Source organism: Hydrogenophaga sp. IBVHS2 (assembly GCF_002127215.1).
GTDB lineage: Bacteria > Pseudomonadota > Gammaproteobacteria > Burkholderiales > Burkholderiaceae_C > Hydrogenophaga.
This window is the reverse complement of record NZ_NFUT01000001.1, coordinates 76411-100806: the sequence shown is the minus strand read 5'-3', so window position 1 is coordinate 100806 and position 24396 is coordinate 76411. Positions and strand designations below refer to the sequence as shown.

Sequence of the window (24396 nt, the reverse complement as noted above, 5' to 3'; positions counted from 1 at the left end):
ATGGCGGGTTGCCCTCAGGGGGCCGGATGCCGGCCCGCACCGCCTTGAACCAGAACCTGCCTCCCGATCTGAAACTGCCTGACACCCCGACCGGCCCGGCCGCGCGCCCGAGGGCCGGCGGCGCCGGCGCGGCCGTGCTGGCGGTGCGCGGCGCGCGCACCCACAACCTCAAGAACATCGATCTCGACATCCCCAAGCACGCGCTGGTGGTCATCACCGGCCTGTCGGGCTCGGGCAAGTCCAGCCTGGCCTTCGACACGCTGTACGCCGAGGGCCAGCGGCGCTATGTGGAGAGCCTCTCGGCCTATGCACGGCAGTTCCTGCAGCTCATGGACAAGCCCGACGTCGACCTGATCGAGGGCCTGTCGCCGGCCATTGCCATCGAGCAGAAGGCCACCAGCCACAACCCGCGCTCCACCGTCGGCACGGTGACCGAGATCCACGATTACCTGCGCCTGCTGTTTGCGCGGGCCGGCACGCCGCATTGCCCGGACCACGACCTGCCCCTGGCCGCCCAGAGCGTGGCCCAGATGGTGGACGCCGTGCTGGCCCTGCCCGAGGGCACCCGGCTCATGGTGCTGGCCCCGGTGGCGCAGGAGCGCAAGGGCGAGTTCGCCGACCTGTTCGCCGACATGCAGGCCCGCGGCTATGTGCGCTTCCGCATCGATGGCGAGGTGGTCGAGGCCGATGCCCTGCCCACCCTGAAGAAGACCGGTAAGCACAGCATCGACGTGGTGGTCGACCGCATCAAGGTGCGCCTGGCCGAGGCCGACGCCGGACCGAACCCGCTGCGCCAGCGCCTGGCCGAGAGCTTCGAGGCCGCCCTGCGGCTGGCCGACGGCCGCGCCCTGACGGTGGACATGGACAGCGGCGCCGAACAGCGCTTCTCGGCCCGGTTCTCCTGCCCGATGTGCAGCTACACCGTCGGCGAGCTGGAGCCCCGGCTGTTCTCCTTCAACTCGCCGGTGGGCGCCTGCCCGACCTGCGACGGCCTGGGCCATACCGAATTCTTCGACCCGGCGCGGGTGGTGGCGTTTCCCAGCCTCAGCCTGGCCAGCGGCGCCATCAAGGGCTGGGACCGGCGCAACGGCTATTACTTCGCCCTGATCGAAAGCCTGGCCGCGCACTACGGTTTCGATGCCGAAGCGCCCTGGGAATCCCTGCCCGAGCGGGCCCGCCAGGTCATCCTCCACGGCTCCGGCGAGGAGCTCATCCGGTTCAGCTATGTGCTGGAGAGCGGCGAGAAGGCCGGCAAGCGGGTGGTCAAGCAGCATGCCTTCGAGGGCATCGTGCCCAACTTCGCCCGTCGCTGGCGCGAGACCGACAGCCCGGCCGTGCGCGAGGAACTGGCCCGCTACCGGGCCATCCAGCCCTGTCCGTCCTGCGGCGGCTCTCGCCTGCGGCGCGAGGCGCGCCATGTGTTCGTGGGCGAGGGGCCGCAGCGGCGCGCCATCTTCGACATCGGCCGCATCACCCTGGGCGACGCGCTGGCCTATTTCCGGCAGCTGCATCTGCCGGGGGCCAAGGGCGACATCGCGGCCCGGGTCATCAACGAGATCCGCCAGCGCCTGGGCTTCCTCAATGATGTGGGCCTGAACTACCTCAGCCTGGACCGCAGCGCCGACACGCTCTCGGGCGGCGAGGCCCAGCGCATCCGCCTGGCCAGCCAGATCGGCAGCGGCCTGACCGGCGTGATGTACGTGCTGGACGAGCCCAGCATCGGCCTGCACCAGCGCGACAACGACCGGCTGATCGCCACCCTGCAGCACCTGCGCGACCTGGGCAACACGGTGCTGGTGGTCGAGCACGACGAGGACATGATCCGCGTGGCCGACCATGTGATCGACATGGGGCCGGGTGCCGGCGTGCACGGTGGCCGCGTCATGGCCCAGGGCAGCTGCGCCGAGGTCATGGCCCACCCCGATTCGCTGACCGGCCAGTACCTCAGCGGCGCGCGCGCCATCGCGGTGCCCGAGCGCCGCACGCCCTGGCTGCCGGTGGTCAGGCCCGCCGTGGCGGCCGCACCGGCGCCGGCCTTCAAGCCCCGCTTCCCGCCCAGCCCGGCGGCCGAGCGGCGCGCGGCGCGGCAAGCCGCGCACGAGGCCACGCTGGGCGACCTGCAGGCCATCCGGGTGCTGGGCGCGACCGGCCACAACCTCCGGGGGGTGAGCGTGAGCTTCCCGGTCGGCCTGCTGACCTGCGTCACCGGGGTGTCGGGTTCGGGCAAGTCCACCCTGGTGAACGACACCCTGTACGCCGCCGTGGCCCGCACCCTGTACCGCTCGCACGACGAGCCGGCCCCGCACGAGGCGGTGGAGGGCATCGAGCATTTCGACAAGGTCATCAATGTCGACCAGTCGCCCATCGGCCGCACGCCGCGCAGCAACCCGGCCACCTACACCGGCCTGTTCACCGGCATCCGCGAGCTCATGGCCGAGGTGCCGACCGCGCGCGAGCGAGGCTACGGCCCCGGGCGCTTCAGCTTCAACGTGGCCGGCGGCCGCTGCGAGGCCTGCCAGGGCGACGGCGTGGTCAAGGTCGAGATGCACTTCCTGCCCGACGTCTATGTGCCGTGCGAGGTGTGCTCCGGCGCCCGCTACAACCGCGAGACGCTGGAGGTGCTCTACAAGGGCCTGAACATCGCGCAGATCCTGGACCTCACGGTGGAGCAGGCGCACGACTTCTTCAGCGCCGTGCCCACCCTGCGGCGCAAGCTGCAGACCCTGCTGGACGTGGGCCTGAGCTACATCCAGCTCGGTCAGGCGGCGACCACGCTCTCGGGCGGCGAGGCGCAGCGGGTCAAGCTGGCGCTGGAGCTGTCCAAGCGCGACACCGGGCGCACGCTCTACATCCTGGACGAACCCACCACCGGCCTGCACTTTGCCGACATCGAACTGCTGCTCAAGGTGCTGCACCAGCTGCGCGATGCCGGAAACACCATCGTGGTGATCGAGCACAACCTGGACGTCATCAAGACCGCCGACTGGCTCATCGACATGGGGCCGGAGGGCGGTGCCGGCGGCGGCACCGTGGTGGTGGAGGGCACCCCGGAAGTCGTGGCGGCCTGCGCGGCCAGCCACACCGGGCGCTATCTGGCGCGGCTGCTCAAGGCGCCGCGCCCGGACTGAGCGTCAGAGGTTGCCCAGGTCCTCGATGGCATCCACCACCATGGCGGTGCCCACCGCGATCAGCAGGATGTCGGCGGCCACCCGCACGTACTTGTAGCCGGCCGGCGGCGTGCCCAGGCGCACCGACACGCTGGACGGCACCGGGTAATACACCACGTCCGGCGGCAGGGCGTAGCCCCGGCGCCAGGCCTTGGCCTGCCCCGGGGGCATGCAGCCGTTGCCCTTCTTGGCCAGACCGGGCGGGCATTTGCCGGCGCGGAACTGGGGCTGGTAATAGTCCACTGCCACGCGCCGCTGGCTGTCGTTGAAGTACTGGCCGATCTGGATGTTGACCGACACGCCGGAGCCCGACCGTTCGCCGGTGCGGTAGCCATCGCGGTAGCCGTCCCGGTACACCTCGCGGCGGTCGTCGTCCCGGTCGTGGCGGTGCTTGCCGTGGCCCCGGTCGCCCTTGTCGCCCTTGTCCCGCTTTTCGTAGCGGTCGTCATCGCGTCCGCCACCGGCGTGATCCGGCTTGCCGGCCCAGCCCGCCGTGGCGCCGAGCGCCATGCACAGTGCCAGCAATCCGGTTTTCAGCATTCGAAATTTCATCTGTGATCTCCCTGTTCAAACGGGTGAGAATTGTGAGCCCTGCTGAGGCCCGTTGCGTAACCGGACGTTCCCTGACCGCCATGCCCTCCGAAACCGAACTCAAGCTGGCCCTGCACCCCGATGACCTGCCGCTGCTGCTGGCCCACCCTTGCCTGGCCGGCGCACTGTGGGAGCGGCAGCCGATGGCCGCGGTGTACTTCGACACCCCGGACCTGGCGCTGCGCGGAGCGCGCATGGCGGCGCGCAGCCGCCGCGTCGGTCGGCGCACCTGGCTCACCGTCAAGACCGCGGGCAGCTCGGTGGGCGGGCTGTCGCAGCGCGGCGAATGGGAAGCACCGGCCCCCCGGGGCACGCCCGACTTCGCCGCCATCGTCGACGACCCGGCGCTCGCCGCCCGGCTGCGCGGTCTGGCCGACCGGCTGCAGCCGGCCTTCCGCACCGACTTCCTGCGCCGCCGCGCCGTCATCGAGCACGCCGGTGCCCGCATAGAGGTGGCGCTGGATCAGGGTCACATCGAAGCCGGCCAGCCACCGCGCCGGGAGGCCCTGCTGGAGCTGGAGCTGGAACTGCTGGACGGACCCGTCGACGCGCTGCTCGATCTGGCCCACACCGTGTGCCTGGGCCCTGGCGGCATGCGCAGCACCGCACTGCGCCTGTGGCCGGTGCAGCGCAGCAAGGCCGAGCGCGGTTACGCCCTGCAGGCCGACGAGCAGCCCGGCCCGGCCCGCACCGGTGTGGCGGCCTTGCAGCGCGACGGATCGCCGGTGGAGGCCTGGCGGCAGACCATGCTGTCGGCGCTGACCCACCTGCAGGCCAACGAGGCCGCCATCCGGGCCGCGGCCGACCGGGGGCAGCTGCCCGATGCCGACTGCGTGCACCAGGCCCGGGTGGCGCTGCGCCGTCTGCGCAGCGCCCTGCGGCTGTTCGCGCCGGTGCTGCCGGGACGCTTCACGACCCACTGGCTGCATGTCTGGGGCGACCTGGCCCGGTCCCTGGGCCCCGCCCGCGAGGCCGATGTGCGCCTGGGCTGGTTGTTGCCGGCCATGACCGCTCTGGGCCTGAGCGATGCCGACCAGGCACCGCTGCTGGCCCATGCCCGGGCCGAACGCCAGGCCGGCCATGCGCTGGCCGTGGCGGCGTTCCGGGATGCCGCCTACGGCCTGAACCTGCTGGCCTTTCTGCGGGCGGTGCTGTCCATGCCGGAGCCTGCGGGCCGTCCACCCGAGCGGCTGGTGCGCTGGGCCGCGCGGCGCCTGTGGCAATCGCACCGACGGCTGCAGGCCGCCGCTCGCCAGGCGCTCCCGGCCGGGCCGGCCGGCCGCCACCGGCTGCGTCTGGCGGTCAAGCGCCAGCGGTATGCGATGGAGTTCCTGGCCGACCAGCTGCCGCCGCGCCGGGGCCGGCGCAGCATGCAGGCCCTGGCCGATGCGCAGGCGCTGCTGGGTGACCTCAACGACATGGACGTGGCAGGGCAGTGGCTGGCGGGCCTGCCGCCCACCCTGGCACCGGCGGCCACGGCCCGGTTGCAGGCATGGGTCGCCGCCGAGCAGGCCCGGGGGCTGCAAGGGCTGGAGGCGGTGGAACAGGCCCTGGCGGTGACGCCCTGGCGCGACGCCTGACTCAGACCCGGGCCGAGGCGCGTTCGGCCACCCGGTCGCGCCAGGCCTGCAGCGCGCCCAGGCCTTCGTCGGCCGGCTTGAAGCGGGCCAGCCGCGCGAATTCCACGGTGCAGAAGGCGGTGATGTCGGCGATGCTGAAGCGCTCGCCGGCCACCCAGGGCTGGCGCTGCAGCTCGGCATCGAGCCAGCGGGCGGTGTCGAGTGCCTTGTCGCGCTGCGAGGCGCCGAAGTCCGGGAACTGCGGCTGCTCCAGCGGCGCCAGGCCCGGGTGGGTGTGGCGGATGCACTGCGCCATGGGCAGCATGAAGTACCACTCGATGCGGCGGTCGGCCATCTCGATGAAGGCGCGTTCCTCGCCGGTGCGGCCCATCAGGTCGGGCTCGGGCCAGCGGCCTTCGATCCAGGTGCAGATGGCGCGGGTTTCGGTCAGCACGCGGCCGTCGGGCAGCTCGAGTGCCGGCACCTTGGCCAGCGGGCTGCGGGCGCGGAAGGCCTCGCTGCGGTGTTCCTGGGCGTTCAGGTCCACGGCCACCTCCGGGATGCCGGTGATGCCCTTCTCGGCGATGAACATCTGCACCCGGCGCGGGTTGGGCGCCCGCGGGGCGATGTACAGGCGCAGGTCCGCGGGGTTCATGCGTTCCCTTTCGGGCGGTTGGCGCCGGTCTCGACCATGCGGCGGGCTTCCTCGGCGAAACGCTTCGCCGCCTCGTCGCCGTCGCGGGTGAGGTCCACCTTGGAGGGCGGCATCTCGATGCCGCGCTGTGCGGCCGGCCGGGCCCGGATGGCGTCGCGCCAGCGCCTGAGGTGGGGCAGGTCGTCGATGTCGACGCCCGACCACCGGTGGGTGCGCACCCAGGCCCAGTTGGCGATGTCGGCGATCGAGTAGTCGCCGGCCAGCCACTCGTGCTGCGCCAGGTGCCCGTCCAGCACGCCGAACAGGCGGCGGGTCTCGCCCTGGTAGCGGTCGATGGCCGCCGGGATCTTCTCGGGGAAGTAGCGGAAGAACACATTGGCCTGGCCCATCATGGGTCCGATGCCGCCCATCTGGAACATCAGCCACTGCAGCACCAACGAACGGCCGCGTGCATCGGTGGGCATGAGCCTGCCGGTCTTCTCGGCCAGGTAGACCAGGATGGCGCCCGACTCGAACACGGTGAAGTCGCCGCCGTCCGGTCCGTCGTGGTCGACGATCACCGGGATGCGGCCGTTGGGGTTGAGCGCCAGGAAGGGCGGCTGTTTCTGTTCACCGGCCGCCAGATCGATCACCTTCAGGGTGTAGGGCAGGCCCAGTTCTTCGAGGGCGATGGAGACCTTGTGCCCGTTGGGCGTGGCGGCGGTGTGCAGGGTGATCATGGGCAGGCGGCTTCCAGTTCGTCGCGGGTGCGTTGCGCCACCGTGCGGGCGGCCGCGGCAAAGTCGGTGCCGCCGGAGGCGTACAGGATGGCGCGGGAGGAATTGACGGCGATCAGCCCGGCGGGCGAATCGGCGTGTTCGCGCAGCCCGGCGCGCACCGTGGCGGTGGCATCACCGCCCTGGGCGCCCACGCCGGGGATCAGCAGGGGGAGCGAGGGTGCGAGTTCACGCACCCGCTGGATCTCGGCCGGGTAGGTGGCACCCACCACCAGGCCGAGCTGGCCATTGAGGTTCCAGGGGCCCTGGGCCAGCCGGGCGATGTGTTCGTACACCCGGGGCTGGCCGTCCACCGAGGCGAGGTGCTGGTTCTGCAGATCGTCGCCGCCGGGGTTGGAGGTGCGGCACAGCAGGAAGGCGCCCTTGCCGTGGCGCCGGAGGTAGGGCTCGACCGAGTCGAAGCCCATGAAGGGCGACAGCGTGACGGCATCGGCCCCGAAACGCTCGAAGGCCTCGATGGCGTACTGCTCGGCGGTGCTGCCGATGTCGCCGCGCTTGGCATCCAGGATCACCGGCACCTGCGGCGCCACATCCCGGATGTGGGCGATCAGGCGCTCCAGCTGGTCTTCGGCCCGGTGCGCCGCGAAGTAGGCGATCTGCGGCTTGAAGGCCATGGCCAGGTCGGCGGTGGCATCCACGATGGCGGCGCAGAACGCGAAGATGTCGCCCGGGCGGCCCCGGTGGGCGGCCGGGAAGCGCGAAGGTTCGGGGTCCAGGCCCACGCACAGCAGGGACCGGTTCTGGCGCCGCGCGCCGTGCAGCATGTCGAGGAAGGTCATGCGATCGATTCTAGGGGGCCACTACACTGCGCCCCCATGTCCGTGCTCAGCCGACGCCAGGTCTTCCTGCTGGTCCTCATCACCGTGGTCTGGGGCTTCAACTGGCCCATCATGAAATACGGGGTCACCGGTTATGCGCCGCTGACCTTCCGCACCCTGTCCATGTGGCTGGGCCTGCCGGTGCTGGCGGCCTTCGTGCTGTGGCGCGGCGTGCCGCTGCGGGTGGGGCGCGAGCACTGGCGCGAGCTGGCCTGGCTCACCGTGTTCAACATGCTGGTGTGGCACGTGCTGGCCATCCTGGCGGTGCAGTCGCTCTCCAGCGGGCGGGCGGCCATCCTGGGCTACACCATGCCGGTGTTCTCGGCGGTGCTGGGGGCGCTGTGGTTCGGCCAGCGGCTGCCGCTGCGCGCCTGGGGCGGTGTGGCGGCAGCGGCACTGGGCGTGGTGCTGCTGCTGTGGCACGAGATCACTGCGCTCACCGGCCGCCCGCTGGGCGTGGCGCTCATGCTGGTGGCCGCCGCCACCTGGGCGGTGGGCACGCAGATGATGCGCCGCACCACCATCCCGGCACCCACGCTGGCGCTGTCGTTCTGGATGACGCTGGTCACCACGCTGTGGATGACGCTGCTCTCCATCCTGTTCGAGCGCGCCCAGTGGGGCTGGCCCACGCCGGGTGTGTGGGGCGCGGTGGTCTACAACGCCATCGGTGTGTTCGCGTTCGCGCAGGTGGCCTGGCTGATGCTGGCGCGTGACCTGCCGCCGATTGCCTCCACCCTGTCGGTGATGCTGATCCCGGTGCTGGGCGTGATGGCGGGGGCCGTGCTGCTGCAGGAAGCCCTGCACTGGCAGGACTGGGCCGCCGTGGCCCTGATCATGGTGGCGATTGCCACCGTCCTCTGGCCGGCACCGGCCAGCCCTCAGTCCAGCGGCTGATCCAGCGCCAGGCAGAGGTCGGCCCAGGCCTTGGCCTTGTCCGCCGGGTTGCGCAGCAGGTAGGCAGGGTGGTAGGTGACGATCACCGGCACGCCTTCGTAGCGGTGCACCCGGCCGCGCAGCCTGCCGATGGGCTCGGTGGTGCGCAGCAGCGACTGCACCGCGAACCGCCCCATGGCCATGATGAGTTTCGGCTGCACCAGCGCCACCTGCCGCGCCAGGAAAGGCTCGCAGCGCAGCACCTCGTCGGGCGCCGGGTTGCGGTTGGCCGGCGGCCGGCACTTGAGCACGTTGGCGATGTAGACCCCGCCGGCGGCCTCGGTGCGGCGGTCGCGGCCGGTGGCGCGCAGCATGGCGTCCAGCAGCTGGCCGGCCGGCCCGACGAAGGGCTCGCCCTGCCGGTCCTCCTGCTCGCCGGGGGCTTCGCCCACGATCATCCAGCGCGCCTGCCCGTGCCCGGTGCCAAAGACCGTCTGGCGACGGCTCTGGCACAGGCCGCAGGCCTGGCAGCCGGTCACGGCCTGGCGCAGGGCGTCCCAGTCGAGCGAGGCCACGGCCGAGGTGTCGACCGGTCGCGCCGGGGTGGGGTGTGTCGGGGTCGGCGGTGCCGCCACGGCCGCCGCCGCGGGCGCCCGCATGGGTGGTGCTGCGGTGGGCGCTGCAGGGGCCGGGGGCGGCGCCACAGCGGCGGTCGGCGCCGGTGCCGGGGTGGTCGTCGGCAGCGGCGTCCAGACCTTCACGCCCATCTCGTCGAGCATGGCGCGCTGGCGGGCGTCAAGTTCGCGCACCCAGCTCATGCCGATTCCCTGGCCCGGCGGGCCACCAGGTTCAGGCTCATCACCACCGCGTCCTCACGCCGCTGGTGGGCCAGGGGGTAGTAGCCGCGGCGCAGGCCGACCTCGGCAAAGCCGTAGCGGGAGTAGAGGCGCCGCGCCGGCGCATTGCTCTGCCGCACCTCCAGCCAGAGCCACTGCGCCCCTTGCCCGCGCGACCACAGGACCAGGGCGTCCAGCATGAAGCGGGCCCAGCCCTGTCGCTGGTGGGCCGGTGCCACCGTGATGTTGAGCAGGTGCACCTCGTCCACGCCCGGCATGGCCACCAGGTAGCCCAGCAGCAGGCGGCCGTCGCTGCGCAGGGGCAGGTGGCGGTCCTGCGGCAGCGGTTCGGCCAGCAGCATCACCGCCGGGTGGCCGGACTGCAGCGAGTCCAGGAAGTTGCGGCGCGACCAGGGGTGGGCATAGGCGCTGACCTCCACCGCATGCACCGCGTCCAGGTCGTCGGCGGTCATCGGCGCGAAGCTCAGGCGGCGCAGCGACTGGTCGGTGGCCGAAGCCTCCAGCACGCCTTCGGGTGCCGGCCACAGGCCGGTGGCCCAGCCGGGCAGGACATCGGCACCGAGGCTCATGGCGACACCCCGGCGGGCTGCTCGCGTTCGGCCGTGGTGCGGGCCACCTTGTCGCGCACATACAGGGGCATGGCCGCATGGGCGGGCACGGCATCCCCGCGCGCCCAGGCACCCGGGGCCAGCCGCAGCAGGGCGGTGGCCGAGGGCACGGCCACGGCGGTGGGGTGGGTGGTCTGCAGCGGGGCGAGGGCGTCGGGGTAGGCGCCGAACACATTGCCGGCCAGCAGCGGGCGCTCGTCGGGCAGGGCTTCGGCCAGCCAGCCGGCCAGTGCAGCAGGCGCGCACAGGCGCGGGGCCTGGCGTTCGGTCCAGACCGGACCCTGGCGTTGCCACACCGCGAGGTACAGTTCCTCCATGCGGGCATCGAGCAGGGCCGCCACCGGGCCGGTGTGATCGGCCGGGGTGGCGGTCTCGGCCAGCACCTGCAGCGTGTCGATGGCCAGCACCGGCAGGCCGTCGGGGTGATCCGGGCCCCGCGTGCCGTAGGCCAGACCCTGGGCCACCGCGCAGGCGGTGCGCAGCCCGGTGAAGGAGCCGGGGCCGCGCGCAAAGGCGATGGCGCTCAGGTCGTGCAGGCGCCAGCCGGCGTGGTCCAGCAGCCGCTGCACGGCCGGCAGCAGGGTGGTGGACGACTGGGGGCCGCCCGGCCCGGCGTGTTCGGCCACCGGATCGCCCGGCAGCCCGGTGCCCAGCGCCACCGACAAGGTGTCGGTGCTGCATTCGATGGCCAGGAATCGGGGCGGGAGCGCGGCGGGCATCGGGGAATTATCGGCCACGGTCGCGGACCGGCGGCCGATAATGGACCGGTGACCCGATACCCCCTTCAGACCCCCGCTGTCCCCGTCCGATCCCGCATTGCTGCCGGGCTGCTGGCCTTGAGCGCATTCAGCCTGCCGGCCTGTGCCCAGAAACCGGTCGTGGCCGATCCGCTGCCGGCTGCCGTGAGCCGGGCCCTGCAGCGCGCCCAGGTGCCGCCCTCGGCCCTGTCGGCCTATGTGGTGGCGCTGGACGACCGGGGCGATGTGCGCCTGCGCCACCAGGCCGGCGAGCCGGTCAATCCGGCCTCGGTGATGAAGCTGGTCACCTCCTATGCCGCACTGGACCTGCTGGGCAGCCAGCACACCTGGAGCACCCGCTTCCTCACCGACGGGGTGGTCGACAACGGCGCCCTGCGCGGCAACCTGTATGTGCGTGGCGGTGGCGACCCCAAGCTGGTGATCGAGCGCCTGCAGGAAGCCTATGCCGCGCTGCAGGCCCAGGGCGTGCGCGTCATCCTGGGCGACCTGGTGCTGGACCACAGCGCCTTCGACCTGCCCGAGATCGACCCCGGCGCCTTTGACGGCGAGGCCCTGCGGCCCTACAACGCCAGCCCGGACGCGCTGCTGTTCAACTTCAAGTCGGTCATCCTCAAGTTCCAGCCCGACCCGGCCGCGGGCGTGGCCCGGGTGGTGAGCGAACCGCCCATGGCCCGGCTGGCCATCGACGCCACCGTGCCGCTGGCGCCCGGTCGCTGCAACGACTGGCGCAGCGGCCTGGGTGCCCGCTTCGACGATCCCGACAGCATCCGCTTCACCGGCCGCTACCCGGCGGCCTGCGGCGAGCTGGCCTGGCCGGTGGCCTACCAGCAGCCCGCCACCTATGCCGCGCGGGCCTTCGAGGGCACCTGGCGGTCGATGGGGGGGCTGCTGACCGGCCAGACCCGCAGCGGCCTCACACCGCCGCAGGCCCGGCTGCTCCACGAGGCCCGTTCGCTGCCGCTCTCGGACATCCTGATGGACGTGAACCAGTGGAGCAACAACGTCATGGCGCAGCAGGTGTTCCTGTCGCTGGGCGAGGTGCCGCTGCCGCCCGAGACCGGCGCGCCGGCCGGCCGGCGCAGCAGTTTCGAGCGGGCGCGGGCGGTGGTGGCCCAGTGGTGGCAGCGCACCTTCGGCCCCAAGGTCGCCGCGCCGGTGCTGGAGAACGGCTCCGGCCTGTCGCGCATCGAGCGCATCACGCCGGAGTCGCTGGCGGTGCTGCTGCGCCACGCGGCCCGCCATGCCCAGGCCCAGCCCTTCGTGCAGTCGCTGGCGGTGGCCGGTGTGAGCGGCACGGCCGCGCGCATCGCGCGTGACCCGCGCAGCCCGGCCTACGGCAATGCCTTCCTCAAGACCGGCACCCTGCGCGACGTGACCGGCATCGCCGGCTATGTGAATGCGGCCAACGGCGGGCGCTATGCGGTGGTCGGCTTCGTCAACCACCCCAACGCGGGTGCCGCCCGCCCGGCCCTGGAGGCCCTGGTGGAGTGGGTGGCGGCGCAGCCCGACTGACATCGGCGGGATAGGGCTGCATCACAAGCCATCACGTTCGTGTGACCGGACAAACCCGGGTGACATACCCCCATCGGTGTACATAGCATGGGATTTTTCGCACGGTCGTGCGGAAAAAGTCCACATCCCTCCAGCCTTCGGGAGATCCCATGTTCCAGCGTTCCGGTGTCGTCGCGGCCCTCATGGCCGCATTCGTGTTGACCGCCTGTGGCGGCGGCGGTCCCTCGGTGTCGGCGGTCAAGGTGGTGGGCGACAGCCTGGCCGACAGCGGCACCTTCGGCTTCAAGTTCACGGTGCAGGGCAACCCGATCTGGACCGACCTGGTGGCCGACGCGGTGGACGCGCCGGCGCTCTGCCCCCGCTATGCGGCCACCTCGGCCACCAACGTGGTCCTCAACCCGCAGGCCGCCGGTTGCACCAGCTACGCCGTGGGCGGTGCCCGCATCAACCCGCCCGGCGGCGCAGCGGCCGACACCTCGCCCCTGTCGGTGGTGCAGCAGCTCAAGACGCTGGCGGCCGAGCAGCGCTTCAAGCCCGACGAAATGCTGCTGGTCGACGGCGGTGGCAACGACGTGGCCGATCTGGTGACCGCTTACCTCACGGCGGGCCTGCCGCTGGCCGCTGGCGGCGACGGCGGTGCGTCGTACGGTGCCCTGCTGGGCGAGCTGCTGACCCCGGCCGAGGTCGGCGCCAATCTGGCCAACCCGCTGGCGGCCGGCTCGCTGTACATGACCCGCCTGGCCGATCTGCTGGCCGATACCGTCGAACAGCAGGCGCTGCGGCGCGGCGCGCTGCGGGTGGTGGTGGTCAATGTGCCGGACGTCACTGTCACGCCGCGCTTCCTGGTCACCCTGCAGCTGATCGCCTCCCAGGGGCCGAGCGGGCCGGCCAATGCCGCGGGCGTCAAGGGGCTGGCCGGCACCTGGGTGAAGGCCTTCAACGACCGCTTGAATGCCCGCCTGGGCAAGAAGCCGCAGGTGGCCATCGTCGACTTCAACCGCCTGCTGACCCAGTGGGTGACCACGCCTGCGGCGTTCGGTCTGACCAACGTGACCACACCGGCCTGCCCCAACCTGGCGCCGGCCGGCAGTCTGCCGGCCTACAACATTGCCGCCTGCACCACCGCCAGCCTGAATGCATCGTTCGGCAACGATAGCTGGCGCAGCTATGTGTTCTCGGACAACTTCCACGGCACGCCGAAAACCAACGAGCTGGTGGCCGATGCGGTGCTGGACGCCGTGATGGCCAAGGTGCCTCGCGGCCTGCGCTGAGCGCTGCGGCTCTCAGGCGGCGGCGCGGTCCAGGCGGTCGCGCACGCCGTCCCACTCGGCCTGGGGTGGTGGGGTCTCGACCCAGATCAGCCGCACACCCTGGGTGTCGAGCTCGCGCAGCACCGCGAACAGCTCGTGCGCGCAGGCCGAGGCGTCGGACGGCATGACCCGCTGGACCACGCCGGGTCCGGCTCGCAGGCGGGTCCGGGCATAGACGGCGATGTGCCGGGCGTCCTTGCCCAGCACGTCAAGTGCGGTCTGCAGCATCTTCGCGTCCATCAGCCGCACCTTGGCATTGGGGGCGTAGTGCGAGGCCAGCGTGCCGGAGGCGCGCGGCGCTGCGTCGTCGCGGGGGCGCACCGGCAGGCCGCAGGCCGCCTGCAGCTGTTCGGGCGTGATCATCCCGGGGCGCATCAGCACCGGATGGCCGCGCGAGGCATCGACGATGGTCGACTCGATGCCCACCGGACACGCGCCGCCATCCAGGATCAGCAGCGACGCATCGTCCAGGGCGGTGAATTCCTCGGCCACATGGGCGGCCGTGGTGGGACTGACCCGGCCAAAGCGGTTGGCGCTCGGTGCGGCCACGCCCCGCACGCCGCGCGCGGCGGCGGCCTTGAGCAGGCCTTGCGCCACCGGGTGCGACGGGCAGCGCAGGCCGATGGAGTCCTGGCCACCGGCGGCCACGGCGGCCACGGTCGGGCGGCGCGGCAGGATCAGGGTGAGCGGTCCGGGCCAGAAGGCCTCCATCAGCCGCAGTGCGAACGGCGGCAGGTCGCGGGCGTAGTGGTCGACCGCGCTGCGCCAGCCGCCGGGCGCGTCGCCGGCCGCCAGGTGCACGATCAGCGGGTGGTCGGCCGGGCGGCCCTTGGCCGCAAAGATCGCACGCACCGCCGTCGCGTTGTCGGCATCGGCGCCCAGGCCGTAGACCGTCTCGGTCGGCAGGCCCACGAGCGATCCCTCGGCCAGCCGCTGTGCGGCCTGGGCCAGGGCCGACGGGTCGGCAGCGTCAAGCAGCAGCGGCATGTCGTCGGACGGCGCGGCCTCAGGCGTCCAGGCCGGGCAGGCCCAGCAGCGCCAGCACCTTCGTGGCGGTGTCGCGCACCTCGGCCACGCTGGCGCCGGTGATGTTGAGGTGACCCATCTTGCGGCCGTGCCGCGCGCTGAGCTTGCCGTACAGGTGCAGGTGGGTGCCGGGCAGGGCCAGCACCTGGGCCCAGGGCGGTGACACCGGCTGTTCGCTGCGCTGGGTGCGCACGCCGTTGGGCTCGAACCAGAGGTCGCCGAGCAGGTTGACCATGATGGCCGGGCTGTGCTGGCGCGGCTCGGGCAGCGGCAGGCCGGCCAGGGCACGCACCTGGGCCTCGAACTGCGACAGGTCGCAGGCGTCCTGGGTGTAGTGGCCGCTGTTGTGCGGGCGCGGGGCCATCTCGTTGACCACCAGGGTGGGCGCACCGTCGGGGCCGTCGACGATGAAGAACTCGACGCACAGCACGCCCACGTAGGCCATCTCCTGGGCAATGGCCATGGTGGCCTGCTGGGCGCGCTGCGCCAGTGCGGCGTCCAGGGCGCCCTCGTGGACCTCGGTCAGGGCCAGGATGCCGTCGCGGTGGGTGTTCTTCTGCACCGGGAAGCTGACGCAGCGGCCGTCGGCCCCGCGGGCCACGATGACCGAGCACTCGGCCTTGAGCGGCAGCAGCTTCTCCAGCACACAGGGCACGCGCCCCAGCTGGTCCCAGGCGGCGGCCAGCGCCGCGCGGTCGGCCACCCGGATCTGCCCCTTGCCGTCGTAGCCCATGCGGGCCGTCTTGAGGATGCCGGGCAGCAGGTCGCCTGGCGCGGCCGCCAGCAGCTCGGGCGTGTCGATCGCGGCATAGGGGGCGGGGGGCACACCGCTGCCGGGCGTGCTGCGCACGAAGTGGGCCTTCTCGCGCACCCGGTCCTGGGCGGTGGCCACGCACTGCGACGACGGCGCCACCGGGCGGTGGGCGCCGAGCGTGAACAGGGCGCCGGCCGGCACGTTCTCGAACTCGGTGGTGATGGCCTCGCAGCGCTGCATCAGCTGCGCCAGACCCTGCTCGTCGTCGTACGGCGTCTGGATGTGGAAGTGGCTGATCAGGCCGGCCGGGCTGGCCGGGTCCGGGTCCAGGACGGCGGTGAAGTAGCCCATGGCCTGGGCCGCCTGCACGAACATGCGGCCGAGCTGGCCGCCACCCATCACACCCAGCGTCATCTGCTGGCCGGTGCCCGACATGGAGCCGGGGAGCAAGGTTTTCATCATGGCGGGTTCAGAGGGGAAGGGTCATGGCGCGGGCATCGGCCGTCTGGCGCGCCCGGAAGGCCAGCAGCTGCTCGCGCAGTGCCGGATCGTGGCTGGCCAGCAGCGCCACCGCGAACAGCGCCGCGTTGGCGGCACCGGCCGCGCCGATGGCGAAGGTGGCCACCGGCACGCCCTTGGGCATCTGCACGATGCTGTGCAGCGAATCCACGCCCTGCAGGTGGCGGCTGGCCACCGGCACGCCGAGCACCGGCACCACCGTCTTGGCCGCGATCATGCCGGGCAGGTGGGCCGCGCCCCCGGCGCCGGCGATGATGGCCTTCAGGCCCCGGGTGGCCGCCGACTCGGCATAGGCGAACATGTCGTCCGGCATGCGGTGGGCCGACACCACACGGGCTTCGTGGGGCACGCCGAAGTCCTTCAAGATCTGCACGGCGTGCTGCATGGTGTCCCAGTCGCTGCTGGAACCCATGACCACGCCCACCTGGATGGGGTTCATGTTGGGGCTTTCGTGAGGAGCGGCGGGCGGGAGGTCCGCTCCGGTAAAGTCGCGATTTTACGTTTCACCCCGCCACCGGGCGGCTGCACCCATGATCGACGTCACCATCGCCAACTTTGAAGCCGAGGTCATCGAGGCCTCCATGCACACCCCGGTGCTGGTGGATTTCTGGGCCCCCTGGTGCGGTCCGTGCAAGGTCATCGGCCCTCTGCTGGAGAAGCTCGAGACCGCCTACGCCGGCCGCTTCAAGCTGGTGAAGATCGATTCCGACCAGGAGCAGCAGCTCGCCGGTGCCTTCGGCATCCGCAGCATCCCGACCTGCGTGCTGCTCAAGAACGGTCAGCCGGTGGACGGATTCATGGGCGCCCTGCCCGAGGGCCAGATCCGCGCCTTCCTCGACAAGCATGTGCCCGGCGAAGCCGAGCTGCAGGCCGAAGCCGACGAGGCCGAGGCCATGGATGCGCTGGCCGAAGGCGACGTGGGGGCCGCGCTGGACAAGCTGCAGCAGGCGGTGGCCGCCGACCCGGCCAACGACGATGCCCGGTTCGATCTGGTCAAGCTGCTGCTGGAGCTGGGCCAGGACGACGACGCCAAGGTGGCCTTTGCGCCCGTCATCGCCAAAGCGGCCGGCGTGCGCCGGCTGGACGCGCTGCAGCGCTGGATGCAGGCCCGCGATGCGCAGGACGGTGTGACCGACCCGCAGGCCCGGGCCGAAGCCCTGCAGGCCCGCATCGCGGCCAACCGGCGCGACTTCGACGCCCGATTCGCGCTGGCCCAGCTGCTGTGGGCCCATGGTCAGCCCACGGCCGCCATGGACGAGCTGCTGGAGATCCTGATGCGCGACAAGGCCTGGAACGATGACCAGGCCCGCAAGACCTTCATCGCCATCCTGGACGTCATCGAGCCGCCCAAGCCCAAGGTGGCCGAAGGCCAGGTGCCGCCGGAAGACCCGACGGTGGCGACCTACCGGCGTCGCCTGTCGTCGGTGGTGCTGAGCTGACCCGCCGGGTCGGCTGCTGCTTCAGCCCACCAGCCGGGTCAGGGCTTCCTGGTACTTGGCGGCGGTCTTCTCGATCACCTCGCGCGGCAGGCGCGGTGCCGGCGCGGTCTTGTCCCAGGGCTTGCCGTTGACCTGGGCGGTCTCCAGCCAGTCGCGCAGGAACTGCTTGTCGTAGCTCGGCGGGTTCTGGCCCACCACATAGCCTTCCACCGGCCAGTAGCGCGAGCTGTCGGGGGTCAGCACCTCGTCCATCAGCACCACGCGGCCCTGCGCGTCCAGGCCGAACTCGAACTTGGTGTCGGCAATGATGATGCCCTTCTTCAGCGCGATCTCGGCCGCCGCCTTGTACAGGCGCAGGGCGATGTCGCGGATCTGGGTGGCCACGTCCAGGCCCACCATGGCCACCGTCTGTTCGAAGGTGATGTTCTCGTCGTGCTCGCCCATCTCGGCCTTGGCGGCCGGGGTGTAGATGGGTTCGGGCAGGCGCGACGCGTTCTGCAGGCCCTCGGGCAGCGGCACGCCGCAGACCGAGCGGCTGTCCTGGTACTCCTTCCAGCCGCTGCCGGCGAGATACCCGCGCACCACCGCTTCCACCGGGATCGGCCGCAGGCGCTGCACCAGCATCGAGCGGCCGCTGACCTGCGGCACCTCGGCCGCCGACACCACGCTCTCGGGCGCGTCGCCGGTGAGGTGGATCGGGCAGATGTTCAGGCCCTGGGGTCCGAGCTGCTCGAACCAGAACAGCGAGAGCTTCGTCAGCAGCGCGCCCTTGCCCGGGATGGGCTCGCCCATGATCACGTCGAACGCGCTGATGCGGTCGGACGCGACCATCAGGATGCGGTCGTTGCCCACGGCGTAGTTGTCGCGGACCTTGCCGCGGGCCAGCAGGGGCAGGGAGGTGAGGGCGGAGGTGTGCAGGGCGGCGGTCATGTTCAGTTGACCACCTGGGCCAGTTCGCCGCGGGCGTACTTCTCGGCCATGACGGACAGGTTCATGCCCTTGATCTTGCCGGCCTGGCCTTCGCAGCCGAACTGCAGGTAGCGGGCCTTGCAGACCTGCTTGGCGGCCTCGCGGGCGGGCTTGAGCCACTCGCGGGCGTCGAACTTGTCCGGGTTCTCGGCCAGGAACTTGCGCACCGCGCCGGTCATGGCCAGGCGGATGTCGGTGTCGATGTTGATCTTGCGCACGCCATGCTTGATGGCTTCCTGGATTTCCTCGATGGGCACCCCGTAGGTCTGCTTCATCTGGCCGCCGTACTGGTTGATGATGTCCAGCAGCTCCTGCGGCACGCTGGACGAGCCGTGCATGACCAGGTGGGTGTTGGGGATGCGGGCGTGGATTTCCTTCACGCGCGAGATGGCCAGGATGTCGCCGGTGGGCTTGCGGCTGAACTTGTAGGCGCCGTGGCTGGTGCCGATGGCAATGGCCAGGGCGTCGAGCTGGGTGGCCTTGACGAAGGTGGCGGCCTCCTCGGGGTCGGTCAGCATCTGGCTGTGGTCGAGCTTGCCCACCGCGCCGATGCCGTCTTCCTCGCCGGCGTCACCGGTCTCCAGGTTGCCCAGACAGCCCAGCTCGCCCTCCACCGTCACGCCCACCCGGTGGGCCATGTCCACCACCTTGCGGGTGACGTCCACGTTGTAGTCGAAGCTGGCCGGGGTCTTGCCGTCTTCCATCAGCGAGCCGTCCATCATGACCGAGCCGAAGCCCAGGTCGATTGCGCCCTGGCAGACCTTGGGGCTGGTGCCGTGGTCCTGGTGCATCACCAGGGGGATGTGCGGGTAGGCCTCCACGGCGGCCTGGATCAGGTGCTTGATGAAGGGCTCACCGGCGTATTTGCGGGCACCGGCACTGGCTTGCAGGATGACCGGGGCACCCACCTCGTCGGCCGCGGCCATGACGGCCTGCACCTGTTCCAGGTTGTTGACGTTGAAGGCCGGGATGCCGTAGCCATTGGCGGCGGCGTGGTCGAGCAGTTCGCGCATGGAAACGAGTGCCATGGGGGTGTCCTCTGGTGCGGGTTGGTAACCGGTGTGTAACCCGCGATTTTAGCCGCCAGGGGCCTGCAGGAAGCCGCTCAGCCGGTCCAGCACCGGCGCCAGGCCGCGCAGGGGGCGGGCCATGGCGCCGATCAGGGTGGTGTGGCTGACCCGGTCGAACAGCTCCACGTCCACCGGTGCACCCTGCGCCTGCAGCGCCTGGGCCATGGCCACGGTGTTGCGCTGGGGATTGACCAGGATGTCGCTGCGCGCGGCCAGCAGCAGCACCCGATGCGACGGCACCGGCGGGCCGGCCTTCACATGGAACAGCGGCTGGGTGTCGGGCGGCGTGTCCGGCCAGTTGAAGGCCTTCTTCACGTCGGACAGCCCGATGGGCAGGAAGTCATACGGCCCGGCCAGACCGGCCCAGCCGGCCAGTGCCTGGGGCTGCAGCCCCACGCCAGCCAGCCAGCGCGGATCGAGCGCCATCATGGCGGCGTTGTAGGCGCCCGCGCTGTGGCCCACGGTGAACAGGCGCCGGCGCGATGCGCCCAGCCGGGCCGCGTTGTCGTGCGCCCACTTCACGGCCAGGGCGCAGTCTTCGAGGAAGGCGGGGTAGCTCACTTCCGGGCTGAGCCGGTAGTCGGCCACCACGGTGACGATGCCGCGCGAGGCCAGGGCCTCGCCGACAAAACGGTAATCGCGCCGGTCACCGCTGCTCCAGCTGCCGCCGTAGAAGAACACCGCCAGCGGGGCGTCGGGGCGGGCGTCCACCGGGCGGTAGACATCGAGCTGCTGGCGCGGCAGCGGCCCGTAGGCCTGATCGGGCTGCACCGTGTGGGTGTCGCCCGGCACGGTGGCATTGATGACGCGCAGCGGCGAGCAGGCCTGCAGCAGGGGCGTGATGCCGAGCAGGCCCAGCAGGCCCAGCCAGCGGCGTCGAGGAGGGAGGTCGGGGGTTCGCATGGGAGGTGGGGTGGTGGTTCGGATGGCTCTGCGATTCCTACGCACCGGCCCCGGTTCCGGATGCGGGCCGGGGGCTCAGGCGGCGCGGCAGATCTTCAGCGTGTTGGTGCCACCCGGCTGACCCATGGGCTCGCCCACGGTGATGGCGTACACGTCGCCGGTCTGCACGATGCCGCGCGCCTTGAGGTGCGATTCGGCATCGGCCAGGGCGGTGTCGCGGTCGGCGCTGGTGTCCATCAGCAGCGGGCGCACGTTGCGCAGCAGCGTCATGCGGCGCTGGGTGGAGAGGTTGGGCGTCATGGCATAGATGGGCATGCGCACGTTGTGCCGGCTCATCCACAGCGCGGTGGAGCCGGAGTCGGTCAGGGCCACGATGGCCTTGGCGCCCAGGTGGTGGGCGGTGAACAGCGCGCCCATGGCGATGGACTGGTCGATGCGCTTGAAGGTCTTGCCCTGGAAGTCGGCGCTGAGCTCGTGGTACTCGGCCTTCTCGGCTTCGGAGCAGATGGCGGCCATTTCCTTGACGGTCTCCAGCGGGTACTTGCCGGCCGCGGTCTCGGCACTGAGCATGACGGCGTCCGTGCCGTCGAGCACCGCGTTGGCCACGTCGCTGACCTCGGCCCGGGTGGGCACCGGGTTCTGGATCATGCTCTCCATCATCTGGGTGGCGGTGATGACCACCTTGTCCATCTCGCGGGCCAGCTTGATCATGTGCTTCTGCAGCGCCGGCACGGCGGCGTTGCCCACCTCCACCGCCAGGTCGCCACGCGCCACCATGATGCCGTCGGACACCTTGAGGATGCTGGCGAGTTCAGGAATGGCTTCGGCGCGCTCGATCTTGGCGATCAGGCCCGGCTTGTGGCCGGTGCTGGCGGCCGCCACATTGCACAGCTGGCGCGCCAGCTCCATGTCGGTGGCGCTCTTGGGGAAACTCACCGCCACATAGTCGGCCTGCAGGCCCATGGCGGTCTTGATGTCGTCCATGTCCTTGGCGGTCAGGGCGGGTGCGGTCAGGCCGCCGCCCTGCTTGTTGATGCCCTTGTTGTTGGACAGCTCGCCGCCCATGGTCACCGTGGTGTGGACCGCCGGGCCCACCACCTTCTCCACCTTCATGACGATCAGGCCGTCGTTGAGCAGCAGGGTGTCGCCGGGGCGCACGTCGCGCGGCAGTTCCTTGTAGTCCAGACCGACGCCGTTGTCGTCACCCGGTTCGGTGCGCGAGGCGTCCAGCACGAACGGCTGACCGGCCTGCAGCATCACCTTGCCTTGCGCAAACTTGCCGACGCGGATCTTGGGTCCCTGCAGGTCGGCCATGATGCCGACCTCGCGACCGGCGCGTTGGGCCGCTTCGCGCACCAGCCGGGCCCGCTCGATGTGGTCCTCGGCCTTGCCGTGCGAGAAGTTCAGGCGCACCACGTTCACGCCGGCGCGGATCATGGCTTCGAGCAGGGCGGGGTCGCTGGACGCAGGGCCGAGGGTGGCAACGATCTTGGTGGCGCGCAAAGGCATCGGGCTTGTCTCCTGAGGGGTGTTCATGTAACCGGGTTTCAATTATCGGGGCATCCGGGTACCGCCCGGTTACCAACCCGGATCGTCCTCAGGCGGTGGGCAGCACCGCTTCAACCCGCGTGCCGCGCCCCGGGCTGCTGTCGATGCTCAGTTCGCCACCGTGCGACTCCACCCGCACCCGCATGCCCAGCAGCCCGTGGTGGCCGGGCGGCACGGCGTCGGGGTCGAAGCCCTGGCCATCGTCCTGCACCGCCACCTGCACCCGCCCGCCCTCGGGGATCACGCTGACCCACACCTCGCGCGCTTGGGCGTACTTGCGCACATTGGTCAGCGATTCCTGCACCAGCCGGTACACGGTGAGTTCGGCATCCGCGGTCAGGGCCACCGGCTGCAGGCGGGCATGCACCGGCACGCCCAGGCCGGCGGCGGCGTCGTCGCACAGGCCTTCGAGTGCCGGCAGCAGGCCCAGCTGGTCCAGGGCCGACGGACGCAGGTTCTCGACGATGCGGCGCTTGACCGCAATGCCCTCGTTGAGCCGGTCCTCGATGCCGTCGATGCGCTCCAGTCCGGTGGCCGGCAGGTCCGGCACCCGCCGCAGCCGCGCGATCTCCAGCTTCATGGCGGTGAGCAGGCCGCCCATCTCGTCGTGCAGTTCGCGTGCCACATGCGCGCGTTCGTTCTCGCGGGTGCGCACCACATGCCCGGCGAGCTGGCGCAGCGCGGTGGTGCGTTGGCCCACCTGGTGCTCCAGCGAGTCGCGCTCGGTCTGCAGCTGCTCGGCATGGCGCACCTGGCTGCGCTGCAGCGCCGAGTTCTTGCGCAGGAAGAAGGCATAGGCCAGCAGGCTCAGCAGGGCCAGGGCGTGCACGGTCCAGCGGCCGATCTCCAGCGTGCGGTAGACGGCGGCGCGCTCGCCGGCGATGCGGCGCTCCTCGGTGCCGATCAGCACGTCGGTGGCGCGGCGCACCGCCTCCATCTTCTCGCGACCGATGTCGGTCATCATGAGTCCCTGCCAGCTGCCGTGGGCGCCTGCGTCGAACAGGCCCACCGTCTCGGCGATCTCCGACACCTTCTCCAGCGCCCGTTCGTTCAGGCGTTCCACCAGCGCCAGCAGCTCGGGGTCGTTGCGGTGGTGCTCGCGCAGACGGCGCACCGCGTTGTCGAGCTCCTGGCCGGCCGCCTTGTAGGGCTCCAGGTACTGCGGCCGGCCGGTGAGCAGGTAGCCGCGCTGCGCGGACTCCATGTCGAGCAGGCTGCGCACCACGGTCTGGGCCGCATTGCGCGCCGAGTCCCGGCCCCCCAGGCTGACGAGCGAATCGAGCGCGCGGCGGTAGGTCAGTTCGGTGCCGGCCAGCATGCCGATGCCCAGCAGCAGGGCCAGTGCGATGGCCAGTGGCGTGCGCCAGGGGCCGGCCCGGCGCAGCACCGGGCGGCGCGGGGTGGACGGGGTTGCAGGGGTCATGGGGCGCGAGTGTGGCCCAGTTCGGCGCACCAGGCGATCAGGGCCTCGAGTTCGCACGATTTGTCGAACACCCGCTCCGCACCCAGGGCCAGGCAGCGCTGGCGCAGGGCCGGTGTGGCGTGGTTGGTGAGCACCACGCGGCGCGTCGGGCTGGCGCAGTCGCGCGCGGCCTGCAGCACGCCCAGTCCCGAGCCGCTGGCCAGCACGATGTCGATGATCATCAGGTCGCAGGGCGGCGGCTGCATCAGCCAGGCCACCGCCTGCGATTCGCTGCGCGCCTGCCCGATCACCTGCACCGGGCTGAGCTCCTGCAACGTGGAGACCAGGTGCCGGCTGATGACCGGGTTGTCCTCGACCAGAAAGGTGCGCAGCGGCTTCACGGGGCGGTCAGCGCACGACGATGTCGTTGCGCACCGCCACCACGCCCGGCACGCTGGCCGCCAGCTTCTCGGCGGCGCTGCGTTCGGTGCTGTTCTTGGCAAAGCCGGAGAGCTGCACCGTGCCCTTGAGCGTCTCCACCTGGATGGACATGGCGCTCACGGCCGGGTCTTCGGCCATGCGGGCCTTGACCCGGGTGGTGATGGTGGTGTCGTCGATGTACGAGCCCACGCTCTGCTGGTCACGCGCCACCGCACAGCCGGCGGTCTGCACGATCATCACGGCGGCCGCAGCCGCCATCAGGAAATGGCTGGGTTTCATCAAGGGCTCCTTGGGGCGGTCTGCGGCGGGCATCAGCTCTGGCTGCGGATGGTCAGGCGGTTCTCGACCTCGACCACGCCTTCCACGGCCTTGGCCAGCACCGTGGCGCGTTCACGCGAGGCGGCGTCCGGCGCCGTGCCCGAGAGCTCCACGCGGCCGTCGGTGGTGTCCACGTCGATGCCCAGGGCGCTGAGGCGGTCGTCGGCGGCCAGGGCGGCATTCACCTTGGCCGTGATGGCGGCATCGGTGGCGTCCCGGGCCATCACGTCGGCGGCCTTCTCGCCAGCGGCCTGCACTTCCTGCGCGGCCTGCTTGGCGTCCTGGCCCATCTGCGCGGCGCTCTGGCTGACCTGGTTGACGGTGTTGTCCACACGCTGGCCCAGGGTGGGCTCGCCGGATTCGCCGCAGGCGGCCAGCACGGCGGTGGCCAGCAGGGCGGCGGTCAGGGCGGGGAGGCGGAGGGTGCGTTGCATGTCGGTGTCCTTTCACAGATGACGTTGCGGTGAGGTCACTGTAGGCAGTGGCCGCACGCCGATCTGTCGGACACCGCCGCGTCCGTGTG

General features: G+C 71.4%; 24 protein-coding genes. 6 read left to right on the top strand and 18 right to left on the bottom strand.

Going from position 1 to position 24396, the window contains the following annotated elements; genetic code table 11:
- Positions 1 to 26 precede the first annotated feature (26 nt).
- Entirely contained in the window at positions 27 to 3128 is a 3102-nt protein-coding gene (gene uvrA, locus CAP38_RS00515; protein WP_086118945.1) for an excinuclease ABC subunit UvrA, read from the top strand.
- A gap of 3 nt (positions 3129 to 3131) precedes the next feature.
- Here the strand turns inward: uvrA and CAP38_RS15290 are convergent, their stop codons facing one another.
- Positions 3132 to 3707 carry a hypothetical protein gene (locus CAP38_RS15290; RefSeq protein WP_086118944.1) on the bottom strand — a complete coding sequence of 192 codons (576 nt, stop codon included), beginning with the start codon at positions 3705 to 3707 and terminating at the stop codon, positions 3132 to 3134.
- A gap of 92 nt (positions 3708 to 3799) precedes the next feature.
- Between CAP38_RS15290 and CAP38_RS00505 the strand changes: the two genes are divergently transcribed.
- Entirely contained in the window at positions 3800 to 5338 is a 1539-nt protein-coding gene (locus tag CAP38_RS00505; RefSeq protein WP_086118943.1) for a CYTH and CHAD domain-containing protein, read from the top strand.
- 1 nt (position 5339) lies between these two features.
- Here CAP38_RS00505 and CAP38_RS00500 read toward each other — a convergent pair whose 3' ends face one another.
- Genes CAP38_RS00500 through pyrF form a run of 3 tightly spaced genes read right to left on the bottom strand, consistent with a single transcriptional unit; the run spans position 5340 to position 7527 of the window.
- On the bottom strand, positions 5340 to 5972 hold the full coding sequence (locus CAP38_RS00500; protein ID WP_373271375.1) for a glutathione S-transferase family protein: 633 nt from the start codon (positions 5970 to 5972) through the stop codon (positions 5340 to 5342).
- A complete protein-coding gene (locus CAP38_RS00495; RefSeq protein ID WP_086118942.1) occupies positions 5969 to 6691 on the bottom strand; it encodes a glutathione S-transferase family protein in 723 nt (240 codons plus the stop codon). Before CAP38_RS00495 ends, CAP38_RS00500 begins: the two co-directional genes overlap by 4 nt.
- Positions 6688 to 7527, bottom strand: a complete 840-nt coding sequence (pyrF, locus tag CAP38_RS00490; protein ID WP_179188409.1) for an orotidine-5'-phosphate decarboxylase — start codon at positions 7525 to 7527, stop codon at positions 6688 to 6690. Before pyrF ends, CAP38_RS00495 begins: the two co-directional genes overlap by 4 nt.
- A 36-nt stretch (positions 7528 to 7563) precedes the next feature.
- On the opposite strand from pyrF, the gene CAP38_RS00485 reads away from it, so the two are divergent.
- Entirely contained in the window at positions 7564 to 8460 is an 897-nt protein-coding gene (locus CAP38_RS00485; RefSeq protein ID WP_086118941.1) for a DMT family transporter, read from the top strand.
- On the opposite strand, the gene CAP38_RS00480 is transcribed toward CAP38_RS00485, so the two are convergent.
- The 3 genes from CAP38_RS00480 to tsaB form a co-directional block, all read right to left on the bottom strand.
- Entirely contained in the window at positions 8445 to 9257 is an 813-nt protein-coding gene (locus CAP38_RS00480) for a uracil-DNA glycosylase family protein (protein ID WP_086118940.1), read from the bottom strand. The genes CAP38_RS00485 and CAP38_RS00480 overlap by 16 nt on opposite strands.
- Positions 9254 to 9748, bottom strand: coding sequence for a ribosomal protein S18-alanine N-acetyltransferase (gene rimI / locus CAP38_RS00475; RefSeq protein WP_256924267.1), 495 nt, complete (start codon positions 9746 to 9748; stop codon positions 9254 to 9256). The genes CAP38_RS00480 and rimI overlap by 4 nt, the downstream gene beginning before the upstream one ends.
- Positions 9749 to 9861: 113 nt before the next feature.
- Positions 9862 to 10623 carry a tRNA (adenosine(37)-N6)-threonylcarbamoyltransferase complex dimerization subunit type 1 TsaB gene (gene tsaB / locus CAP38_RS00470; protein WP_086118938.1) on the bottom strand — a complete coding sequence of 254 codons (762 nt, stop codon included), beginning with the start codon at positions 10621 to 10623 and terminating at the stop codon, positions 9862 to 9864.
- A gap of 117 nt (positions 10624 to 10740) precedes the next feature.
- Here tsaB and dacB point away from each other — a divergent pair, with 117 nt between their 5' ends.
- Together dacB and CAP38_RS00460 are read left to right on the top strand one after the other, a co-directional pair.
- Entirely contained in the window at positions 10741 to 12174 is a 1434-nt protein-coding gene (gene dacB, locus CAP38_RS00465) for a D-alanyl-D-alanine carboxypeptidase/D-alanyl-D-alanine-endopeptidase (protein WP_256924158.1), read from the top strand.
- A 149-nt stretch (positions 12175 to 12323) separates the two neighbouring features.
- Positions 12324 to 13445 (top strand): SGNH/GDSL hydrolase family protein, encoded by a 1122-nt coding sequence (locus CAP38_RS00460; RefSeq protein WP_086118937.1) that lies wholly within the window; start codon positions 12324 to 12326, stop codon positions 13443 to 13445.
- A 12-nt stretch (positions 13446 to 13457) separates the two neighbouring features.
- On the opposite strand, the gene CAP38_RS00455 is transcribed toward CAP38_RS00460, so the two are convergent.
- From CAP38_RS00455 to purE, 3 genes are read right to left on the bottom strand one after another with little or no spacing between them, the layout of a single operon-like run.
- Positions 13458 to 14465: an L-threonylcarbamoyladenylate synthase gene (locus CAP38_RS00455; protein ID WP_086119687.1), complete on the bottom strand. Its 1008-nt coding sequence runs from the start codon at positions 14463 to 14465 to the stop codon at positions 13458 to 13460.
- Positions 14466 to 14490: 25 nt separating this feature from the next.
- The gene (locus CAP38_RS00450; protein ID WP_086118936.1) at positions 14491 to 15726 is read right to left on the bottom strand and encodes a 5-(carboxyamino)imidazole ribonucleotide synthase; all 1236 of its coding nucleotides are present in this window, start codon (positions 15724 to 15726) and stop codon (positions 14491 to 14493) included.
- 7 nt (positions 15727 to 15733) lie between these two features.
- Positions 15734 to 16222 carry a 5-(carboxyamino)imidazole ribonucleotide mutase gene (gene purE / locus CAP38_RS00445; protein ID WP_086118935.1) on the bottom strand — a complete coding sequence of 163 codons (489 nt, stop codon included), beginning with the start codon at positions 16220 to 16222 and terminating at the stop codon, positions 15734 to 15736.
- Positions 16223 to 16313: 91 nt separating this feature from the next.
- Between purE and trxA the strand changes: the two genes are divergently transcribed.
- Positions 16314 to 17222, top strand: coding sequence for a thioredoxin (trxA, locus tag CAP38_RS00440; protein WP_086118934.1), 909 nt, complete (start codon positions 16314 to 16316; stop codon positions 17220 to 17222).
- A 21-nt stretch (positions 17223 to 17243) separates the two neighbouring features.
- Here trxA and CAP38_RS00435 read toward each other — a convergent pair whose 3' ends face one another.
- The 8 genes from CAP38_RS00435 to CAP38_RS00400 form a co-directional block, all read right to left on the bottom strand.
- Positions 17244 to 18152 carry a phosphoribosylaminoimidazolesuccinocarboxamide synthase gene (locus CAP38_RS00435; protein ID WP_086118933.1) on the bottom strand — a complete coding sequence of 303 codons (909 nt, stop codon included), beginning with the start codon at positions 18150 to 18152 and terminating at the stop codon, positions 17244 to 17246.
- A 2-nt stretch (positions 18153 to 18154) separates the two neighbouring features.
- Entirely contained in the window at positions 18155 to 19219 is a 1065-nt protein-coding gene (gene fba, locus CAP38_RS00430) for a class II fructose-bisphosphate aldolase (RefSeq protein WP_086118932.1), read from the bottom strand.
- A gap of 48 nt (positions 19220 to 19267) precedes the next feature.
- Positions 19268 to 20164, bottom strand: coding sequence for an alpha/beta hydrolase (locus tag CAP38_RS00425; protein ID WP_086118931.1), 897 nt, complete (start codon positions 20162 to 20164; stop codon positions 19268 to 19270).
- A gap of 75 nt (positions 20165 to 20239) precedes the next feature.
- A complete protein-coding gene (pyk, locus tag CAP38_RS00420; RefSeq protein ID WP_086118930.1) occupies positions 20240 to 21673 on the bottom strand; it encodes a pyruvate kinase in 1434 nt (477 codons plus the stop codon).
- A gap of 88 nt (positions 21674 to 21761) precedes the next feature.
- Entirely contained in the window at positions 21762 to 23135 is a 1374-nt protein-coding gene (locus CAP38_RS00415; protein WP_086118929.1) for a CHASE3 domain-containing protein, read from the bottom strand.
- Positions 23132 to 23515 (bottom strand): response regulator, encoded by a 384-nt coding sequence (locus CAP38_RS00410; protein ID WP_086118928.1) that lies wholly within the window; start codon positions 23513 to 23515, stop codon positions 23132 to 23134. The genes CAP38_RS00415 and CAP38_RS00410 overlap by 4 nt, the downstream gene beginning before the upstream one ends.
- A 7-nt stretch (positions 23516 to 23522) precedes the next feature.
- A complete protein-coding gene (locus CAP38_RS00405; RefSeq protein ID WP_086119686.1) occupies positions 23523 to 23834 on the bottom strand; it encodes a BON domain-containing protein in 312 nt (103 codons plus the stop codon).
- A gap of 32 nt (positions 23835 to 23866) precedes the next feature.
- Entirely contained in the window at positions 23867 to 24307 is a 441-nt protein-coding gene (locus CAP38_RS00400) for a BON domain-containing protein (RefSeq protein ID WP_086118927.1), read from the bottom strand.
- Positions 24308 to 24396 lie beyond the last annotated feature (89 nt).

Coding starts and splice junctions, on each gene's coding strand:
- CAP38_RS00460 (WP_086118937.1), top strand. CDS start 12,324: ATGTTCCAGCGTTCCGGTGTCGTCGCGGCCCTCATGGCCGCATTCGTG.
- fba (WP_086118932.1), bottom strand. CDS start 19,219: ATGGCACTCGTTTCCATGCGCGAACTGCTCGACCACGCCGCCGCCAAT.
- CAP38_RS00495 (WP_086118942.1), bottom strand. CDS start 6,691: ATGATCACCCTGCACACCGCCGCCACGCCCAACGGGCACAAGGTCTCC.
- CAP38_RS00405 (WP_086119686.1), bottom strand. CDS start 23,834: ATGAAACCCAGCCATTTCCTGATGGCGGCTGCGGCCGCCGTGATGATC.
- pyk (WP_086118930.1), bottom strand. CDS start 21,673: ATGCCTTTGCGCGCCACCAAGATCGTTGCCACCCTCGGCCCTGCGTCC.
- rimI (WP_256924267.1), bottom strand. CDS start 9,748: ATGACCGCCGACGACCTGGACGCGGTGCATGCGGTGGAGGTCAGCGCC.
- trxA (WP_086118934.1), top strand. CDS start 16,314: ATGATCGACGTCACCATCGCCAACTTTGAAGCCGAGGTCATCGAGGCC.
- purE (WP_086118935.1), bottom strand. CDS start 16,222: ATGAACCCCATCCAGGTGGGCGTGGTCATGGGTTCCAGCAGCGACTGG.
- CAP38_RS00400 (WP_086118927.1), bottom strand. CDS start 24,307: ATGCAACGCACCCTCCGCCTCCCCGCCCTGACCGCCGCCCTGCTGGCC.
- CAP38_RS00505 (WP_086118943.1), top strand. CDS start 3,800: ATGCCCTCCGAAACCGAACTCAAGCTGGCCCTGCACCCCGATGACCTG.
- pyrF (WP_179188409.1), bottom strand. CDS start 7,527: ATGACCTTCCTCGACATGCTGCACGGCGCGCGGCGCCAGAACCGGTCC.
- CAP38_RS00480 (WP_086118940.1), bottom strand. CDS start 9,257: ATGAGCTGGGTGCGCGAACTTGACGCCCGCCAGCGCGCCATGCTCGAC.
- CAP38_RS00415 (WP_086118929.1), bottom strand. CDS start 23,135: ATGACCCCTGCAACCCCGTCCACCCCGCGCCGCCCGGTGCTGCGCCGG.
- CAP38_RS00435 (WP_086118933.1), bottom strand. CDS start 18,152: ATGACCGCCGCCCTGCACACCTCCGCCCTCACCTCCCTGCCCCTGCTG.
- CAP38_RS15290 (WP_086118944.1), bottom strand. CDS start 3,707: ATGCTGAAAACCGGATTGCTGGCACTGTGCATGGCGCTCGGCGCCACG.
- CAP38_RS00485 (WP_086118941.1), top strand. CDS start 7,564: ATGTCCGTGCTCAGCCGACGCCAGGTCTTCCTGCTGGTCCTCATCACC.
- tsaB (WP_086118938.1), bottom strand. CDS start 10,623: ATGCCCGCCGCGCTCCCGCCCCGATTCCTGGCCATCGAATGCAGCACC.
- CAP38_RS00450 (WP_086118936.1), bottom strand. CDS start 15,726: ATGATGAAAACCTTGCTCCCCGGCTCCATGTCGGGCACCGGCCAGCAG.
- CAP38_RS00425 (WP_086118931.1), bottom strand. CDS start 20,164: ATGCGAACCCCCGACCTCCCTCCTCGACGCCGCTGGCTGGGCCTGCTG.
- CAP38_RS00500 (WP_373271375.1), bottom strand. CDS start 5,972: ATGAACCCCGCGGACCTGCGCCTGTACATCGCCCCGCGGGCGCCCAAC.
- uvrA (WP_086118945.1), top strand. CDS start 27: ATGCCGGCCCGCACCGCCTTGAACCAGAACCTGCCTCCCGATCTGAAA.